16 protein-coding genes are annotated in these 20,121 nt (G+C 38.3%); 11 read left to right on the top strand and 5 right to left on the bottom strand.

Going from position 1 to position 20,121, the window contains the following annotated elements:
* Nucleotides 1-99 precede the first annotated feature (99 nt).
* Entirely contained in the window at nt 100-333 is a 234-nt protein-coding gene (locus OQ267_RS09785) for a hypothetical protein (RefSeq protein ID WP_265835735.1), read from the bottom strand.
* Between the two features lie 298 nt (nt 334-631).
* Here OQ267_RS09785 and OQ267_RS09780 point away from each other — a divergent pair, with 298 nt between their 5' ends.
* Nucleotides 632-1,153 (top strand): RNA polymerase sigma factor, encoded by a 522-nt coding sequence (locus OQ267_RS09780; RefSeq protein ID WP_088302368.1) that lies wholly within the window; start codon nt 632-634, stop codon nt 1,151-1,153.
* A gap of 290 nt (nt 1,154-1,443) precedes the next feature.
* Here the strand turns inward: OQ267_RS09780 and OQ267_RS09775 are convergent, their stop codons facing one another.
* Nucleotides 1,444-2,307, bottom strand: coding sequence for an OmpA family protein (locus OQ267_RS09775; RefSeq protein ID WP_265835733.1), 864 nt, complete (start codon nt 2,305-2,307; stop codon nt 1,444-1,446).
* A gap of 423 nt (nt 2,308-2,730) precedes the next feature.
* Here OQ267_RS09775 and OQ267_RS09770 point away from each other — a divergent pair, with 423 nt between their 5' ends.
* The gene (locus OQ267_RS09770) at nt 2,731-3,048 is read left to right on the top strand and encodes an RNA recognition motif domain-containing protein (RefSeq protein ID WP_088302366.1); all 318 of its coding nucleotides are present in this window, start codon (nt 2,731-2,733) and stop codon (nt 3,046-3,048) included.
* 174 nt (nt 3,049-3,222) lie between these two features.
* Here the strand turns inward: OQ267_RS09770 and OQ267_RS09765 are convergent, their stop codons facing one another.
* From OQ267_RS09765 to OQ267_RS09755, 3 genes are all read right to left on the bottom strand, one after another.
* Nucleotides 3,223-4,899: a sodium:solute symporter family transporter gene (locus tag OQ267_RS09765; RefSeq protein WP_265835732.1), complete on the bottom strand. Its 1,677-nt coding sequence runs from the start codon at nt 4,897-4,899 to the stop codon at nt 3,223-3,225.
* An 89-nt stretch (nt 4,900-4,988) separates the two neighbouring features.
* A complete protein-coding gene (locus OQ267_RS09760; RefSeq protein ID WP_265835731.1) occupies nt 4,989-6,143 on the bottom strand; it encodes a galactokinase in 1,155 nt (384 codons plus the stop codon).
* Nucleotides 6,144-6,149: 6 nt separating this feature from the next.
* Entirely contained in the window at nt 6,150-7,217 is a 1,068-nt protein-coding gene (locus tag OQ267_RS09755) for a UDP-glucose--hexose-1-phosphate uridylyltransferase (protein ID WP_265835730.1), read from the bottom strand.
* A 158-nt stretch (nt 7,218-7,375) separates the two neighbouring features.
* On the opposite strand from OQ267_RS09755, the gene OQ267_RS09750 reads away from it, so the two are divergent.
* The 9 genes from OQ267_RS09750 (at nt 7,376) to OQ267_RS09710 (ending at nt 20,121) form a co-directional block, all read left to right on the top strand.
* On the top strand, nt 7,376-8,074 hold the full coding sequence (locus tag OQ267_RS09750) for an NUDIX hydrolase (protein ID WP_088302362.1): 699 nt from the start codon (nt 7,376-7,378) through the stop codon (nt 8,072-8,074).
* Nucleotides 8,075-8,174: 100 nt separating this feature from the next.
* Complete coding sequence (locus OQ267_RS09745) at nt 8,175-8,765, top strand: RNA polymerase sigma factor (protein WP_088302361.1); 591 nt, start codon at nt 8,175-8,177, stop codon at nt 8,763-8,765.
* Between the two features lie 99 nt (nt 8,766-8,864).
* Nucleotides 8,865-9,893, top strand: coding sequence for a FecR family protein (locus tag OQ267_RS09740; RefSeq protein WP_265835729.1), 1,029 nt, complete (start codon nt 8,865-8,867; stop codon nt 9,891-9,893).
* Nucleotides 9,894-10,064: 171 nt separating this feature from the next.
* The gene (locus OQ267_RS09735) at nt 10,065-13,451 is read left to right on the top strand and encodes a TonB-dependent receptor (protein ID WP_265835728.1); all 3,387 of its coding nucleotides are present in this window, start codon (nt 10,065-10,067) and stop codon (nt 13,449-13,451) included.
* 11 nt (nt 13,452-13,462) lie between these two features.
* A complete protein-coding gene (locus tag OQ267_RS09730) occupies nt 13,463-14,842 on the top strand; it encodes a RagB/SusD family nutrient uptake outer membrane protein (protein ID WP_265835727.1) in 1,380 nt (459 codons plus the stop codon).
* A 21-nt stretch (nt 14,843-14,863) separates the two neighbouring features.
* Nucleotides 14,864-16,342, top strand: a complete 1,479-nt coding sequence (locus tag OQ267_RS09725) for a redoxin domain-containing protein (protein ID WP_265835726.1) — start codon at nt 14,864-14,866, stop codon at nt 16,340-16,342.
* A gap of 424 nt (nt 16,343-16,766) precedes the next feature.
* Entirely contained in the window at nt 16,767-17,444 is a 678-nt protein-coding gene (locus tag OQ267_RS09720) for a response regulator transcription factor (protein ID WP_265835725.1), read from the top strand.
* The gene (locus OQ267_RS09715) at nt 17,444-18,796 is read left to right on the top strand and encodes a sensor histidine kinase (RefSeq protein ID WP_265835724.1); all 1,353 of its coding nucleotides are present in this window, start codon (nt 17,444-17,446) and stop codon (nt 18,794-18,796) included. Before OQ267_RS09720 ends, OQ267_RS09715 begins: the two co-directional genes overlap by 1 nt.
* A gap of 56 nt (nt 18,797-18,852) precedes the next feature.
* The gene (locus tag OQ267_RS09710; RefSeq protein WP_265835723.1) at nt 18,853-20,121 is read left to right on the top strand and encodes a TolC family protein; all 1,269 of its coding nucleotides are present in this window, start codon (nt 18,853-18,855) and stop codon (nt 20,119-20,121) included.

Here is a 20,121-nt window from a genome sequence, read left to right as displayed (position 1 = left end):
TTTGCAGGTTGAAAAGCTTCTTTCATTATGCCATAGAACAAGAATCTGATACAATGGTTTTCCATTTGGACAACCAAACAAATATCTCGTCATGAATGATTATTGATTCAGTGAGAAATGATCCACCGGCATCCCACGATGGTCAACCAAACTTATCATGGCAATGGTATCTTCACTAATCAGGGCGACGATATGTTGCTTTAAATCTTCAGCTAATTTTTTGGCATCAACTCCCTCCTTAACTTTAATTTCAATTGCTGCAGGTCCTTTTTTAAAAATGTTTTGTGCCTTGCTACCCAGGAAGCTTTTTACCTGGTTCATTAATTCTTCCATGTCTGAGGATTTATTAAAATAAAGTATTTATTGGTGTAAAAAGTTTTAATTAAATGCTGTATGGAATATTATGCAGCTTAGAAAAGTACTGTAAGGAAACCAAAATTCTATTAAGTATAAACCCCCGTATTTATACGCTATCTGCAAATGAACAGCGAAGCCCTAAAATACCTAAAACGCTTTAATCATATCATAGACCTATTTTTTGATCCGATTTTAAAATCAGACCAATAGTTGCAACCGCATCTTTTGGTATAACTATTGTTCGTTTGATTGCACATCCTTAACCTAAAACATCATGACACAATTCGAATTTAACAACATGGTTAACAGCCACTCTCTTTCGCTTAAAATGCATGCTTTAAATTTCACAAAAGACATCGAAGATGCTAACGATTTGGTTCAAGACACGATGTTGAAAGCCATCAGATTTTATCAGAATTTTCAGGAAGGCACCAATTTTAAAGGCTGGCTGTTTGTCATCATGAAAAACACATTTATTAACAATTACCGTAAATCTGCAAAAGCAAAAACCCTGATTACACAAGACGATGAAATATCATCAGCTAACCTGATGTATAGTTCTGAACGTAATGCAAGTGTGGGTAAGATGATTGTAGATGATATTCAGAAAGCATTGAATCATTTGCCGGAGGTTTACAGTGTTCCGTTTATTAAATATTTTGAAGGTTTTAAATACCACGAGATTGCAGATGAATTGCAGATTCCGCTTGGAACCGTAAAAACCAGAATCCATGTGGCGAGAGAAATGCTCAAAAAATATTTAAAAACCTACGCCAAGGAAGCTTATAAAGCATAACAACCTGCGAAAAGCCTCAGTTTATCAGCTGGGGCTTTTTTGTGTCCCTGATTTTCTGATGTTGATGCCAATTCAAAATCAACCGGTAAGCCTTTGCCTTGCACCCATTCTGAGGCTTATTTAACATCCTGGTACGTGCAGAAGTATTTTGAATACACCCCAGCGGGCATTTCTTGAGCACTGTTTAAGATTTATTTGCTTCCATAAGGTTGGTTAAACTTATCTTAAACAATTATTTCTTGCATAAAAAAGGGCAGCCCTTAAGAGACTGCCCTAAATATCTATAAATTTTATTTCTGTGATTGTTCCGGAGCTTTACCAATCAAATCCATAAACTGATCAAGCTTAGGGGTGATGATAATTTGTGTTCTCCTGTTTTGTGCCTTTCCTGCTGGTGTATTGTTATCGGCAACAGGGTTAAACTCTCCGCGACCTCCGGCCGTTAATCGTTTTGGATCTACCTGATATTTATTTTGTAATACCTGTACAACTGATGACGCCCTTAAAGCACTTAAGTCCCAGTTGTTACGAATATTCGGCTGTGTGATCGGCACATTATCGGTATTACCTTCAATCAGCACATCATAAGTACCGTAATCTTTAATGATTTTGGCAATTTTGCTTAGAGTTTCGCCAGCTTTATCAGAAACCTCATAGCTACCGGATTTATAAAGCATGTTATCAGCCAATGAAATATATACGACACCTTTTAAGACCTGAACATCCACATCACTAAGCTCTTCCCGGCTTAAAGAACGGGTCAGGTTATTGGTCAGCACCATATTAAGCGAGTCGCTTTTATTTTTAGCATTTACCAGTTGCTTAATATATTTATTGGAACTGTTAATTTCATCAACCAGTTTGGAAATGTTCACATTCCCCTGGTTACTGGAGTTTAAACATTTGTTTAAAGCATCCTGTAAGGCAGCAACATTCGATTTTTCTGAAGCAATTTGTTCTTCAAGGCTTTTCACCCTGCTGCTTGTACCTGAAAGCTCTCGCTGACTATCCTGGTATTTATTACTTAGCTCTTGATTTCTTTCTCTTAATTTAGAATAAGTATCCTGAAGTTCAGTATATTTCTTATTACTTACGCAACCGGAAATCATCACTCCAGCCAAGAGCATTATCGGGATTGATTTGTAAAATTTCATATTTTTATTTTTTTATTATTGATCAGCTTATCAATTAACAAATTCCTTGCCGTAATATTCAAAACCCTTCCTAAGCACTGTTAAAGGATGTTAATCAATCGTAAATTGGTTTGTTGAACAGAAAATCTATTGACAATTAATATAATCCCGATTGGTTATAGGAAATCATTTGCGCTTTCAAAAAGCGATCAATTGTTTTAAAACTGATAATAATTTATGGTAAACTTTAAACTTAATTGATTTATCCATGCTGCATTAACCTCAAGCAAATTAATGATGAGGAGAGAATGGGAAGCTTATAAGTTAAATCTGTTTTGTTTTCACCATTATAAATTTTTATTTTGCAAAAAATTAACACAAAACATAACGCTCGCGAAAACGTTATCAAAAGCGATATAAAACAGTAAACATAATATTCTGAAAATGAACAAGCTTTTCGTCGGTGGCCTGGCAGACAACATACAGGAGATGGATCTGGCAATTTTTATTAGTTTGCATGGCAAAATTGACACCATAAAGGTTGTTCGGGATCGGGCTACCGGAAAGTGCAAGGGTTATGCCTTTATAGAAGTAGCAAGTTTAGATGATGCTAAAAACATTATTTCCATGCTAAATGGAGAAACATTTAAAGGTAATGTGATTACTGTTAAGTTATCTGAAGAAACTGCTCCCAAAAAACCTGCTCCAAAACCAAGGTCAAACGATGCATTCAAATCTAAAAGACCACGCGTTCAGCGCTAAAAATTTTCTCTTTTCAACAATCACTTGTTCTGATAATGTCCTGTTATCAGAAATAAAATAACGTACCTTATTTTTTATATTTAACGATTAAGTTATCGATTGATGTGCAAACAAAAAGGATAGCATCAGCAGATACTATCCTTTTTGTTACGGTATTTCTAATGACTTAGCATTTTACCAGTAAACACTGTACAGTGCAACCAGCAAGCCAATAATAAGCAATGTTCCAACGGCAAAACTGGTACTGGTTTTAAACATTTTGGCATCAATATCCAGTCCTTTAGGATTCACACCTTTTCTGTTTTCAAATAAACTAATGATGATCATACCAATGATACAGAATATAAATACAAAGCCCATCCTGTCAAGGAAAGGGATTTCATAGATTCCTGATGCATTTTTAACTGAAAAGCCTAAACCAGATAACCAAGAAAGGTCAGCTAAATTTGGCAAAGCCTTAAGCAATAATGACATACCGAAACCACCTATGGTTGCGAATAAAGCAGCATTTGAAGTGGTTCTTTTCCAGAAGAAGCCCAGAATAAACATGGCAAAAATACCTGGTGACACGAAGCCGGTATATTCCTGAATATATTGGAAACCACCTTTTTTATCAATTCCCAGATGAGGAGCAATTAATACACCCAATATCATGGCTACAATAATGGAAATCTTTCCTGTCAATACCAGATTCTTTTCTGTTGCTTCGGGATTAATTACTTTTTTGTAAATATCCAGGGTAAAAATAGTGGCAATACTGTTCGCTTTACCCGCTAAGGAAGCTACAACGGCTGCTGTTAATGCTGCAAAAGACAACCCTTTCAAACCGGCAGGCAGTAAGTTCAGCAATACCGGATAAGCACGATCGGGATTGACAGACCCATTTTGCAACATCTCTGTCTGGAAGGCCCCGTCCTTATAAAGTACATATGCCGCAATACCCGGAAGCACCACAATAATCGGCATCAACAATTTCAGGAAGGCAGCAAATAATAAACCACCTCTTGCGGTATTTAAATCGGCACCCAAAGCACGTTGAGTGATGTACTGATTGCAACCCCAATAATTTAAGTTTACAATCCACATCCCCCCTATCAGCACGCTTAAACCTGGTAAATCGATATAATTTTCGTTCTCAGGCTTAAGAATCATATGAAAGTGTTCTGATGCTTTGGTACTCATAAGGTGGTAACCTTCAAAAATACCCGTTGTTCCGTAATGGGTAGATACCAGATTAAGCGCCAGGTAAGTGGTCGCCAAACCACCTAAAATCAGGAAGAATACCTGGATCACATCGGTATATCCAATTACCTTCATACCACCTAACGTAATGATGATGGCAAAGGCTGCAATGGCATACATACACAATTCGAGGTTGAACCCTGAAATACTGCTCACCGCCAGTGCACCTAAATAGAGGATAGAAGTTAAGTTAACCACTACATATAAGAGCAACCAAAAAACAGCCATAATCATAGCAACAGTACCATTATAGCGCTGGTGCAGGAACTGTGGCATGGTGGCAATTTTGTTTTTCAGGTAAACCGGAATAAAGAAAACGGCAACTACAATCAGGGTTAAACTCCCCATCCATTCGTAAGTGGCAATGGCCAATCCCATTTTAAATCCTGATCCACTCATCCCGATAAACTGCTCGGCTGAGATATTCGAAGCAATTAGAGAAGCACCAATTGCCCACCAGGTAAGTGAGCCTTCTGCTAGAAAGTAATCTTTTGAGCCCGTTGATTCGGATTTCTTTTTATTGTAAATGTAAAGGCCATAGGCTGCCACAATTACAAAATACACCGCGAATACGATGTAATCTTTTGCATCCAGAATATTATTTTTCATTCATTTATTTGTTTAGGTTTATTCAACTGGCCCAGATGGCATATCAAATTCTGATTATTTTTTATTTACATATTTTTAAAAAGCTCAGCTTAGGCGCTGATTAGCGTTGATCCATCTGCCGTTTCCACCACGTATGCATCCAGTGACAAACCAAACTCTTTTTCATAAAGTGCACTTACTTCTGAAATCAATGCATCTATTTCTTCATTTTTTACAATATTGATGGTACAGCCGCCAAAGCCACCACCCATCATCCTGGCACCAAGAACATGATCTAAATCTTTCACATAATTAACCAGAAAATCAAGTTCCTTACAACTCACTTCATATTCCTGACTTAGGCCTTCATGCGTTTCGAGCATGAGTTTGCCCAATGCAACTAAATTACCCTGTTTAAGTGCTTCTGCTGCTTTTTGAATCCGGCCGATTTCTTCTACTACATATTTACATTTCTGGTAAACCTCCGCATCATTTGGCTTTACAAATGTATCCAGCATTTTTAAATCGGCATCCCTTAAACTGCTTACCTCCGGATGGTGTGCACTAATCCAGGCTACACCTTGTTCACACTGTGCTCTTCTTTGGTTATAGGCAGAATCAGAAAGCGAATGTTTAACATTAGTATTGAGTAAAACAAGCTTGTGGCCTTCCAACGCCAAAGGAATATATTCATATTCCATGCTTCTGCAATCCAGTAAAACAGCATGATTCTGCTTACCAAAAACCGAAGCAAACTGATCCATAATCCCGCAGTTTACACCCGCAAATACGTGTTCCGCTTTTTGTGAAATTAAAGCCAGATCCATTTGTGAAATGCCCAGTTCATTCATATGGTCGAGTGCAAAAGCCGTTGCACATTCCAATGCGGCAGAAGAGGAAAGCCCTGCACCTAGCGGAACGTTTCCATCCAAATAAAGGTTGAAGCCACCAATTTTATAACCCCGGTTAACCAATTGATCGGCTACGCCCAATACATAATTCGCCCAGCTGAGATCAGATTTCTTTATGGCTGAAACGGAAGAAGTATAAGATGCCTGATAACTTTCAGAATATAAGTGAATTTCCTCATCATCTCTTTTTGATACCGCAACATATATGGCCTTATTAATGGCCGCCGGCATAACAAAGCCACCATTATAATCGGTATGCTCTCCTATAATATTTATTCTTCCAGGAGATTTTACCAGGATGGGTTCGGTTTGGTAAATCTCTTTGAATGCATTTTTTAAACGTTCAATATCCATTCGCTCTTAATGATGTGATTTGGTTAGTTTTAATTTATAATGTTCTGTAGACAATTCTTTTAATCGATTTGCAGCAAATTCTGGTGTGATGTCGCGCTGCGGATTGGCCAGCATTTCATAACCCACCATAAATTTCTTCACGGTCGCCGATCGCAATAATGGTGGATAAAAATGCATATGCCAGTGCCATTCCGGATGATCTCCAATATTTACAGGTGCCTGGTGCATTCCTGCAGAATAAGGAAACGAAGTTTCAAAAAGGTTATCATATTTACTGGTAAGCACTTTTATCGCATCTGCCAATGCTGCTTTTTCTGTAGGGTTAAAATATTTGATACTACTCACCTGCCGCTTACTGATGATCATCGTTTCATAAGGCCATACTGCCCAGAATGGAACCAGCACTACGAAATGATTATTTTCGTAAACAATTCTTTCATCCTTTTTTAATTCAATTTTAAGGTAGGCCGACAATAAACTTTCCCGATGAACAGCATAGTAATTTTTCTGCCGTTCAGTTTCTTTCACGATTTCCATTGGCACTTCGCTTTGCGACCAAATTTGTCCATGTGGATGTGGGTTGCTGCAACCCATAATTTCGCCCTTATTTTCGAAAATCTGAATATACTTGATCCATTCATTTTCAGAAAGGCTGTTAAATTCCTGCTGCCATAAGTCCACAACTGCAGTGATTTCATTCACGCTTAGTTCTGGCAGGGTTAAATGATGTTTCGGACTAAAACTAACCACTTTACAGATGCCACGCTCATTTTGTGCTACCAATAAGCCATCATCATTTAAGCCAGCAACAGGTGTATCTTCCAGCAAGGCTGAAAAATCATTTTTAAAAACAAAGCTTTCCTTATAATCCGGATTAACATCGCCATCTGCACGATCGTTTCCCGGGCAGAGGTAACATTTCGGATCATATTCCGGACGGTTATTACCCGCTATATCTTCAACCTTACCCTGCCATGGCCGCTTGGTGCGATGTGGTGATACCAAAACCCATTCTCCGGTGAGAATATTAAGCCTTCTGTGTGGATTTGAATCAAGATCAAATGTTGTACTCATGTATTTATTGATTAGAATGTTGGGCTACAAATGGAATTTGAATTCGGCTAAAGTATAAATAAATTATTATTTGTCAAAATGACATTTAATAATTTGCTGATATTTTCTATTTTCGTAAAATTTTGAAGATATTCAGGCACATTTAAATTAATTTCAGCATGATAGAATATTCAGGCCAACCGCATTATCTGGTGGCTGTAGATTGCATTGTTTTTGGTTTTGACGGAGAACACCTTAAATTATTGCTGGTGAAGCGTGGCCTGGAACCTGAAATTAACAAATGGAGTTTAATTGGTGGATTTGTGGGTGCCAATGAAAGTCCGGATGATGCAGCCAATAGGGTATTGAAAAAAAATACCGGACTGGAAGGAATTTACCTGGAACAGTTGCAAATTTACGGGGAACCTCATCGCGATCCAATTGAACGCACATTATCTGTAGGCTATTTTGCCTTAATTGATATTCATAAATATGAAGCGCAATTAAGTGATGAATATCACGCGGAATGGTTTCTCGTTAATGAAAGTCCCAAGTTAATTTTCGACCATGCTCAAATGGTGGCTGATGCACGGAAAAAACTACGTTACAAGGCTGCCCTCCACCCGATTTTATTCGAAATGTTGCCCAAAAAGTTTACCATTCCTCAGTTGCAGATGCTTTTTGAAGAGGTGAACGATACTAAAATAGATACCCGGAATTTTAGCAGAAAAATCAGTTCTACAGGTTTACTGATCAAACTTGAAGAAAAAGACAAATCAGGTTCAAAGAAAGGTGCTTTTTATTTTAAACTGGATAAGAAAAAATACAAGGCCAACTTTCAGGCTTTTTTAAACCTGATCCCTAATCTAAAATTATAGTGTCAGAAATGGAATAACTTTTAGTGCTATTGATAAAATGTAAAGCACATCGTGAATATAATCAAACTCAAAAACTTAGTTTAATTGATATATTAGCACCATGCAAAAGGAACTGACTGATGAGAACTTGATACTGGCAAAAATTGCCATTGGAGATCAGCAGGCTTTTGGCATTCTTTTTAATTTTTACCGCAACAAAGTGTACGGCTACGCACTAGCCATTCTTCAGGAAGATGCCGCAGCGGAGGAAATTGTTCAGGATGTTTTTATTAAGCTTTGGGTGAAGAGAACTCATTTAGTCCAGATTGAAAATTTTGGAGGATTTCTACGTACAACCGCAAGAAATGAAACGTTAAATGCATTAAAAAAAGCTACGGTAGAACAAAGGAATATCCTGAAGGCCCATCAGGAAACATCTGATGTAGATTTGGCTACAGAAAATGAGATCCAATTTAAGGAAACAAAGAAGTTATTGGAAACTGCCATTGAAAAACTTCCGCCACAGCAAAAATTAGTTTATCAACTTTGCCATATTGAAGGTTTAAAACAGGCTGATGTAGCTAATAAACTTAACCTATCTCCATTAACGGTAAAAACTCACCTGAGAGATGCTGTAAAATCAATTAAAAACTTCCTGACGACACAAGATCAAATAAAAGTTATTCCACTTTTATTATTTTTTGTAAAATAATCTCTCATCTAACTACCTCCTTTCCATTTTTGTATTGTCATTGTTTAAAAAGGGACAGATACATCTTCATTTCTACCTTAAGCCATCAAACTAAACAAAATGCAAGCGGATAGAGCCACCTATTTATTTGATCAGTATGTAAACAGAACATGCTCTCCTGCAGAATTGCAAGAGTTTATGACCCTTATAAAAAATGCGGATGATACAACAGTGCTCGATCTGGTAATGGATAATTTTTGGAATAAAAGTCCTGAAGCAGTGTTGAATGCAGGCAAAGCAGAACAGATTCTAAAACAAGTGATCTCCACTGATTCAAAATTTATAAAGAAAAAGCCGGACCTATCCAGGCAATGGCTGGGATGGGCAGCTGCTTTTTTTATCATTTGTTTTGCCGCGATATTATTTAAAGATCAAAACAAAATGCCACAGTGGATGGCGCAAACAGCAAACCGTCCAAAACAGGCTACGCAATCCATTACCTCATTAACGGTTAAAACAGAAAATGAGCACCAAAAGGTAAATTTACCTGATGGAAGCACAGTGATTCTGAATAATAACAGTTCAATCACTTATCCAAAAGTTTTTGGTGCTGAAAGGATGGTGACTTTGGTAGGTGAAGGTTATTTTGATATCAGGCATGACGCTAAAAAAAGTTTCATGGTACGTGCAGGCAAACTGAGCACCAAAGTTTTAGGAACGGCATTTAACATTAAAGCATATACCGGCAACCATAATATCGAAGTTACTGTTACCAGAGGAAAAGTAAGCGTATTGGATAGCCAGTCAGTTTTAGGTATTCTTGTTCCGAACCAGCAGATTATTTTTAATCAGAAAAATAAACGCATCAATTTTGTTAATGTATTGGCTAAAAACGCAATACAATGGCAGGAAAGCGATATTTTCTTTGATGATATTTCACTAGAGGAGGCAGCAAAAATTTTATCAAAAAGATTTAATACACCCATTACATTTGCAAATGAACTTCCAAAAAAATGCAGGTTTACGGCAACCTTTTTAAAGGGAGAATCATTAGAGGAGATTCTTAAAATCATCTGTTCCTACAATAATGCACAATACCAAACCAGCGCCGGCGGCATAACCATCAATGGCGTAGGATGTGAACCATAAATAAACCCAAAATCAACTAAACCAAACCACATGAAAAAAATTTACCAGCTGCGCATTTGAATGAATAAAAAAAACTCCTTGTCGCTAAACAAGGAGCCGGTGTAGATATAGCGCTAACTATATCTATGCGTTTAAACAATTTTCTAGGATTCATTTAAAACACTTAAAATTATGTATTTTTCTGCACAATCGGCAGAGGGTAGGAAGAAATATGTTTTCTTCTCTTCATCATCCCAAACACGATATCTAATTCGTCAGCTTATGCGCACCAGCCTCCTCATTGCTATCGTATTAACGGCTTCTCTCCAATGCCTGTTCGCTACTGATCTTATTGCTCAATCGGCACAGCAAGTAAAGATTTCTATACACATCGATCAGGAAAACCTGGTTTCGGCGATCAAAAAAATTGAAGCAAACAGTCAGTTTCGATTTTTATACCGCATCAATGAATTGAAAAATCTCCAGCCAGTGAGTATTCCGGAAGGAGAAAAATCAGTAACGGAGATCCTGGATTTACTTTTAAAAGGAACCGGACTCACCTATCAGCAGGTTGACAATAAAATTCTGATTACCAAAACAGCTAAATTAGCCCCAAATGAAGTAGTTAATGACACCCACTTAACGGGAATGATTACTGATGAGAACGGAAACCCGCTTCCGGGCGTATCTATTAGAATTAAAGGAGATAAAATGTTCAGCACGGCTACTGATCAAAACGGACATTTTAGTGTTACCGTACCTGATGGAAAAAGCATCACATTGATACTAAGCTATGTGGGTTATGTAACCCGGGAAGTTTTAGTCAATGAAAATACACTTTTAAAAGTTTCCTTAACGCCAGAATCGGGAAGCCTGAATGAAGTACAGGTTATTGGCTATGGCACCACCACCAGAAAATTAAATACGGGCGCTGTTGCATCTATATCTGCTGATGAAATTCAGAAACAACCTGTCGGAAATCCATTGGCTGCACTGTCAGGTAGAATGTCAGGAGTGCTCATCGCACAAAATAATGGGGTACCAGGTAGTACCGTTCAGGTGCAGATTCGCGGACAAAGTTCTCTTACTTCTGGTGGAATTCCACTTTATGTAATTGATGGTGTACCTTTTACTAATTTCAATGGCGGACAACCGGCAACAGATAACCTCAATTCATTCGGAACGTCAGGCGCTAGTGGTGGCATCAGTCCTTTTGGTATGATCAATCCATCTGATATTGAAAGGATAGACATTTTAAAAGATGCTGATGCAACTGCCATTTATGGATCAAGGGGGGCTAACGGGGTGGTTTTAATTACCACGAAGCAGGGAAAATCAGGAAAAGTTAAAGTTGGCCTAAACTTAATGTCAGGTTTTACAGAAGTGAGCCGCTTTATTCCAATCTTGGATCTTCAGGAATATTTAACTTTAAGAAGAGATGCTTTTCAAAATGATAATGTTACACCCAATACCACCAATGCACCTGATCTAACCGTTTGGGATCAAAACAATGGTACTGATTTTCAGAAATTATTAATTGGAAATCGCGGTCATTTGAATCAGGTTGATGCCTCATTATCTGGTGGCAATGATCAAACGAGATTCTTTTTCAACTCTGCTTACCGTAAAGAAACTGGTGTATTTTTAGGTGATAATGGCAATAAAAGATTTTCTTCGAGATTAAATCTTGACCATGTTTCGCAAAACAAAAAATTTGGTGCATCATTCTCGGTAAGCTACACTAATGATAATACAAACCTGCCAGCATCTGATGTGTCTTCGGCCTACAACTTACCACCAAACCTGCCACTTTATGATGCCAATGGTAAATTATTTTGGGCAAACGGTTTTACTAATCCATTGGCTACGCTACAAAAAAAATATACAGGCGTTACCAATAACTTAATTGCGAATTCAACGATCAGATATACCATTTTACCTGGCTTAACGGCAAAATCAAACTTCGGTTATACAACGACCAGAATTGAACAGGTTAATACTGATCCGGCATCTTCACAAAACCCTTCCAGGAACATTGTCAGCTCGGCAACTTTTGCAAATACTACAGCTCAGAACTGGAGTATTGAACCTACTCTCGATTACTCCAAAAATATTGGTCAAGGTAAATTTACAGCTTTGGTGGGTACCAGCTTTCAGCAGAACACTTCTAACGGCACACAAATTTTAGGAAACAATTACAGTGTGGAAGAACTGTTAGGTACACTCAGTGCTGCCGGAACAGTTACCGTTCTCTACAACAACATTGTGAAGTACAAGTATAATGCTGTGTTTGCAAAATTAAATTATAACTGGAAAGAAAAATACCTGATCAATGCCACATTCAGACGTGATGGATCTTCAAGGTTTGGACCTGAAAACCGGTTCGGTAATTTTGGTGCAGTTGGCGCAGCCTGGGTATTCTCTAATGAGGATTTTATAAAAGAAAATTTATCTTTTTTAAGTTTTGGTAAATTAAGAACCAGTTTTGGTACCACTGGTAATGACCAAATTCCAAATTATCTTTATTTGTCATTATATAACCCCGCCACACCTTATTTAGGCAGTGCCGCACTAATACCTAGTGGCCTTCCCAATCAAACCATTAGATGGGAAACAACCAAAAAGATAGATCTGGCAATTGACTTAGGTTTTTTAAAAGACCGCATTTCATTTTCAGCAAATTATTATAGAAACCGATCATCAGATCAAATTACATCGAGTGCTGTGGCTTCACAGAGCGGCTATAACTCTTACACGCAAAATCTTCCGGCTGTTATTCAAAATCAAGGTTTAGAATTAGAATTGAATACGACCAATCTGGTTTCTAAAGATTTTTCATGGAAGTCTTCACTGAACGTAACCTTTAATAATAATAAACTACTTGAATTTCCTAATCTTGAAAAGTCATTTTCAGCTTCTAGTTACGTTGTTGGAGAACCTCTTAACCTGTTTCGCCCCTACCATTTTTTAGGGGTAAATCCAGCTACAGGTGCAGCGACTTATGAAGACAGAGATGGAAATGGTGTAATCAATCAAAATGACAGATATATAGCTGATCTTGGAACACCATTCTTTGGCGGATTTAATAATACTTTTACGTATAAAGGTTTTGAATTAGGTATCTTTTTCCAGTTTAATCATAGATTCGGAGTAACCCAAATTTTAGACACCCGGCCGGGTGCATTGGTCAATCAAAATGACTATTGGTTAGGCAGATGGACACCGACCAATACATCATCCAATATCCCTGGAGCCTCTGCTACTGCTGGCACCACTATAGCAAACTCCTATAACCTTTATACCCAGTCAGATGCGGTTTATGGCGATGCTTCTTATCTAAAATTAAGATCTGTAAACTTATCCTATACCCTACCGCAAGAATGGCTTAAGCAAGTGAAGATTTCAAACGCAAGCATTTTTGTTCAAGGTCAGAATTTATATACCTGGGCCAAAAACAAATACACCCTGGATACAGAAACTACCGTTCAAGGTGGACCATCAGGTCTGGGTACAGGAACTATTGGCCAGGTATTGCCACCCTTAAGAACAATTGTATTTGGTATTAATTGCTCATTTTAATTTCGATCATTATGAAAAAGACATATAAAAATTTAATTTATAACACACTCATGCTTGGCGCTGTTTTGACCATCCCGTCCTGCAAAAAATTTGTAGAATTGGGTGCCCCGCCAACACAAATATCATTTGAAAATGCCTTTAAAACCGATGCCGCGGCACAGAGCGTGGTGATGGGTATTTATACGGCTGCTTCGGCGAATACCAATGCCTTTCTAACTTATATCACATTATACCCTGGAATATCAGCGGATGATGTACAGTATAATGGTTCGGATGCGAGTATACAGGAATTTTCGAAAAATGCTATCTTGACTAATAATAATTTTGTAAATAATACCTGGGGCAACTTATATCCAGGCATAAAAAACACCAATAATGCCATTAGCGGGATAACAGCTTCTACCACGCTAACCGCTTCTACCAAAGTGCAACTTTTAGGAGAGGCTAAATTTCTACGGGCTTATTTTTATTTCTATTTGGTTAATTTATTCGGCGATGTTCCTCTTCCCTTAAAAGATGATTACGCTGCCTTTGAAAATGCCGTTTTACCACGTTCATCTTCGGCTCAGGTTTATGCACAAATCATTAAAGATTTAACTGAAGCACAAGCTTCGCTGCCAACTGCATATGTTGGCACTTTTAGAGGCAGAGTCAATAAACATGCTGCCACTGCCCTACTGGCTCGTGTTTATCTGTATCAAAAAGATTATGCGAACGCAGAAGCACAGGCTACCCAAGTTATCAGCTCCGGAACCTATAGCTTACCGGCACCAGGATTGGCATTCATCAATAACAGTAATGAGATTATCTGGCAAATCGCAAATGTAAATGGATTTTCGGTACCTGGAAATAATTACGGGTCTGCAGCTACAGCCATTCCAAACTATTCTTTAGCCGACGGAACGTATCAGAGTTTTGAAAGCACAACGGATTTACGCCGCGCTAACTGGACCGCTCCCAAAACTTTAGGCGGCAAAACCTACTATTCCATCACCAAATATAAAGTGGCATCAGGCACTGGTAATGAATATAATGTGATGTTAAGATTAGCTGAACAATATTTGATCAGGGCAGAAGCCAGGGCACAACTGAATAACCTCAGCGGAGCTAAAACCGATTTAGATGCCGTAAGATCCAGAGCAGGTTTACCAGACATTAATGCAACCTTAACTCAGGCACAAATGCTTTCTGCTGTTGAACAGGAAAGAAAAATGGAACTTTTTGGAGAATGGGGCCATCGCTGGTTTGATTTAAAAAGAACCAATCGTGCCGATGCCGTTTTAGGTACACTCAGACCCACTACATGGAAAACCACTTCTGTGTTATATCCCATTCCCCAAGCGCAGATTTTGATCAATAATGCCCTAACCCAAAACCCCGGATACAATTAAAAACTACCTAAATTTTAAAAGATGAAAACTTTAAATATTATGCTTACATCGCTGCTGCTGTCTGCAACATTAACGCAGGTAAGCGCACAGACCAAGTCATTAGACAGTACAAAGACCGACCTTGAAAAATGGTTAACTTCTACAAAGCCAGAAGATAAAACCCTGCTGAACAATAAGCTAAAAGACCTTGCCGCATCAAACAGCGAAAAGGAAATGGATCTGGCCATTAATTACTATTATCGATTGAAAAACCAGAAAGTTAGCGACTCTTTACTGGAAGCTGAAGTAAAGAAGTTCCCTGCCGGCTCACGTGCCAGAAACAAAGCCGCTAATGATGAAATATATGACCTGAAAACACCGGCTGAAAAGGAGAAGGCTTATAAAGCCTGGATTCAGAAATTTCCGCCATCACATTTTAGTGGTGAAGATTTAATTGTTTATGACTATGTCACCAGTAGCATTGCCACGGGTTATGCCGAACAAAAAAACACCGCAAAAGCAATTGAATACGGCGAAAAATTAATGTTAGATTTCTGGAAAGGAAGCGGTTATGGCGGCTTGGCTGAAGCTTTTTATAAAGCAGGCGACTTAAAAAATGCGTCTATCTATTATAAAAAAGCCATGGAAATCGCAAAGGTATACTATGATGGTAAACTACCTGACCTAAATTCTTCCAAATTTGCAGCATCAGGCTATCCGGGTTTAACCATGACCTACGCCAACATTCTCTATGAACAAAAAAACTATAAGGAAGCGCTTAAATATGCAGCATTAGCATCAACGAATCCGAAAACAGCATCACCAAAGTCAAACTTCCAGTATGCAAAAATTCTGATGGCTTTAAACAGAAATGAAGAGGCCTATGCCAAACTGGAAGAGGCGGTAAAATCAGGAAAAGCCAATGATGAAATGAGTGCAGCATTTAAAACACTTTATATCAAAGTAAAAGGTAGTGATGCCGGTTTTGACCAGTATGCCGCTGAAATCAGAAAGGGAATTATCGCCAATCTTCAACAAAAATTAAACAAAGAGATGATAAAAAAACCAGCGCTAGATTTTACACTTACAGATCTGGATGGCAAGCAGGTTACTTTAAGCAGTTTGAAGGGTAAAACGGTGATTTTAGATTTCTGGGCAACCTGGTGCGGACCATGCAAGGCTTCTTTTCCGGCAATGCAAATGGCTGTTAATAAATACAAGGATGATCCAAACGTAAAGTTTTTGTTTATCCATACCTGGGAAAAAACAGCTACGCCTACCAAAGATGCCGGCGACTACATCAAATCGCAGAACTATAATTTTGAAGTATTGATGGACAATAAAGATCCTGAGACCAAAATCAATAAAGTGGTGAGTGATTACAAAGTGAATGGCATCCCCTCTAAGTTTGTCATCGATCCACAGGGAAATATCAGGTTTAATTTAATGGGTTTTGAAGGCAGCAATGAAGCCGCCGTTGATGAAATTTCAATGATGATTGATATGGCACGAAAAGGATAACTTTATTTATCCTTTAGCTAATCGCATTCAAATAACCATGTATGGAAGTTTGAATGCGATTTTTTTTTGCGTAAACACTATTGATCGTGTGTCCCACCGACCGAAATGATGATTGCTTAATGCCTAAACGTTTTCAAAATGAAGCGTTTCGATTGGTGAAGACACCATACTAACATTAATAAACATATTAGGCCACCGGGAATGAACGATTGCTCTAGCCACTCGTCATACTGAACCTGATTCAGTACCTTTCTTCAAGTAACTGAATTAGGCGAAATAATTGTAAATTAACATTTTAATAAATCCTGAGTCAAGTTCAGGAGGACGAACCTCTATAAAAGACGACCGTTCATAGTTGGTCTATTAATCTGACCTACTGCCCTATTTTAATCTCCTTTTAAGATGAGTTCATTACTTTTGTACTATGCTTAAAATAGGAATAGCAGAAGATGATCATAAAATTGCCGGACTGCTGAAATCAGCACTGGAAGAAAATGGTTACCAGGTTTGGAACGCCTATAATGGAACAGATGCCTTAGAAAACTTTATCAAAAATGATTTTAATCTTCTGATTATAGATATTATGATGCCAGGTTTAAATGGCATCCAGCTGTGCAAACACTTGCGTGAAAGCCAGATCAATATCCCTATTCTACTGCTTACTGCAATGGGAACCGTAGATGATAAAGTGATGGGTTTAGATGCCGGAGCGGATGATTACCTGGTTAAACCCTTCCATCTGAAAGAACTTCTGGCCAGAGTAACAGCCCTATTAAGACGTCAGTTAACGACCGAAGTTCCTGAAAGCCATCACCTTTGTTTTCAAGACCTTTGCCTTAACACCTCAAGTAAAGAAGTAAGTAGAGCAGACAAAAAAATTGAGCTAAGTGCCAAAGAATTTGACTTGCTTGAATTGTTTTTAAGGCATCCAAACCGATTGCTTTCCCGCCAGTATATTGCCGAACAGGTGTGGAACATCAACTTTGATACCGGCACCAATGTGATAGATGTGTATATCAATTTCTTAAGGAAGAAAATTGAAAAGGGTTTTGAGCGCAAACTGATTCACACCAAAATTAACATGGGTTACATCCTTAAATAATGAAAATAAAAGACCGCATTGCATTGTATTTTACCCTCATCAGCACCTCCATGCTGTTTGCGGTACTATGCATGGTCTATTTTACGTTCATGAAGTTTCTTCAGGCCGATTTTTTTGAACGCCTGACAGACCGCACCATGGTTACGGCGAAGCTCTACCTGGAAGCAGACGAGATGAGCAGAGATGCCTTGAGCAGTGTTCGACACCAATATTTACAGAAACTAAAGGGCGAAGTCATCCGGATTTATGATGCGCGGGATCGGGCAACCTTTATCGGAGATTCTGCCCAATACTGGACAAAGGCCACCATCGACCGGGTTAGAAACCAAAAACACCTGCAATACAAAGATGGCGAGCGGCAGGTAGTTGGCATTTACTATAAAGACAATCAGGGCGATTTCGTAATTCTGGCTTCTGCTACCGATCAGGGTACACATAACCGATTAGAAAAATTGCTCAAAATTATGGTGGTTACTTTTGTTTCCATTTCAATCATCGTTTTATTGTTGAGCAGGTGGGTGGCCGTAAAGATGCTGAAGCCGCTTAAAAAATTCATGGGAGAAGTAAAACAGGTTGGCTCAGAAAATCTGGCTTTCAGGGTGGAAGAAAACCAGACCAAAGACGAAATTAACCTGATTGCACAAAGTTTTAACCATTTAATGGAAGAGCTGGAACAAGCCTTTATCTTACAGAAAACCTTCGTAGCCAATGCATCACATGAATTAAGAACGCCTGTAACCAGAATGATGATGACTGCCGAGCTGGCGCTCTTGAAAGAAAGAGATGTTCAGGCTTATCAAAAAGTTATTCAATCCATTTTAGACGATGCTGAAAATATGGAGCACATCATCAATGGCTTACTGGCTTTGGCTAAAATGGATCTTGAACTAATTAATTCGCAGTTATCAGCTGTTCGATTGGACGAACTTTTAATCAAAATTCAGTCTGACTGGCAATTGCATCACCACCAACAGTTAGACATTCAAAATTTACTGGAAAACGGCAGCATAGCCCTTGTCTCCGTGAATGCTGTTTTACTGCAAATTGCCATCGACAATATGATTTCCAATGCCTTTAAATTTTCAGGAAATCAACAGGTATTGGTGGAACTGGAATATTCAAATCATCAATTCCTGGTTAAAATTATTGATCAAGGTCCGGGAATCCCACCGTCAGCTCATGAGGAAGTTTTTAAGCCTTTTTACACAAAATCTGCTGAAATCGGTCAGAAAGGTGAAGGCATGGGCTTGTATATGGCAAATAAGATCATTACACTGTTTAAAGGAAAAATAGAAATATCGGTTACAGCAAACCAACAGAATTGCCTCATCATCTACCTCCCTCAACTTTAATCTGCTTTTAATTCCGATTTAATTCGTGTTTAATTCGGCTGGGATAGATTTGCGGCATGATAAGGACAGGTACCCTGATTTTTTTATTGCTGGGCATTTTCACCACAATTACCCATGCTCAAACCGATACTTTAAAATTAAACCTGCCCCAGGCAGAAGCACTTTTTCTAAAACAAAACTTCGATTTACTGGCGGCCAATTATCAGATTGATCAGGCTAAAGCAGAAATCATCACCGCCAGGCTTTTTGATAATCCGGAACTGGAATACGAAAATTTATTGTACAACCATGAAACGGGTAAATTTTTGCAAACTTCCTATGCCTATGGTCAATTTGCAGGCTCCGTTTCACAGCTGATTAAACTGGCGGGTAAAAGAAATAAAAACATTAAACTGGCACAATCCGGCGTAAGGATGGCAGAAATGGAATATTTCGATGTACAACGAACGCTAAAATTTGAGCTGCAGAATACTTTCTACAAAGCATATTTCACTGCGCAATCAGTCAACGTTTTTGATGAACAGATCAAATCCACACAAATGCTTATTAAGGCATATGAAACGCAATTAAAAGCTGGGAATGTAGCGTTGAAGGATGTGATTAGAATTAAATCTTTACTGATCGGACTCCAGGCAGAACAAACCAATCTCCTGAATGAGCTGGAAGATCAATACCGCGACCTTCGTATGCTCTGTGGTTTAGCGCCAAATGCAAATTTATCTTTAGCCCTAGCGTCAGCTGAACCCGACCTTCCCCTAAACCAGATCCCTTACCTCACGTTATTAGATTCGGCCAGAAATAACAGAAGCGATTTAAAACGATCCAAAGCAGCCTTAGACTATAATGAACTCAGCTTAAAACTTCAGAAAGCAATGGCTATACCTGATGTTGAAATTTCATTAAGCTACGATTTGAAAGGAAATTACCCGGAGAAATATACTGGTATAGGTTTAAAAATTCCCATTCCGCTATTTAACAGAAATCAGGGAGAAATTAAAAAAGCCAAAATTGGCATTGATGCAGCAACGACCGAGGTTAACAAATATGAACTTTTGCTGAGTAACGAGCTTTTTAACAGCTACCAGACTGCACTTCGAAATGAAAAACTTTTTGAAGCAATCGATCCTGACTTTAACACCGGTTTTTCCAAACTGATCTCTGGCCTGATTAAAAATTTCAGAGAAAGAAACATCAGTTTGATGGAATTCCTGGATCTCTACCAATCCTACAAAGAAAATGTATTGCAGATCAATCAGGTTCAGCTACAAAGGCTAAGCTCAAGAGCAGAATTAAATTATGTAACCGGTACCAACCTATTTAAATAA

The sequence above is a fragment of the Pedobacter sp. MR22-3 genome, from assembly GCF_026240075.1.
GTDB lineage: Bacteria > Bacteroidota > Bacteroidia > Sphingobacteriales > Sphingobacteriaceae > Pedobacter.
The sequence above is the reverse complement of the archived record's forward strand: the minus strand, read 5'-3'. Positions and strand labels throughout refer to the sequence as shown.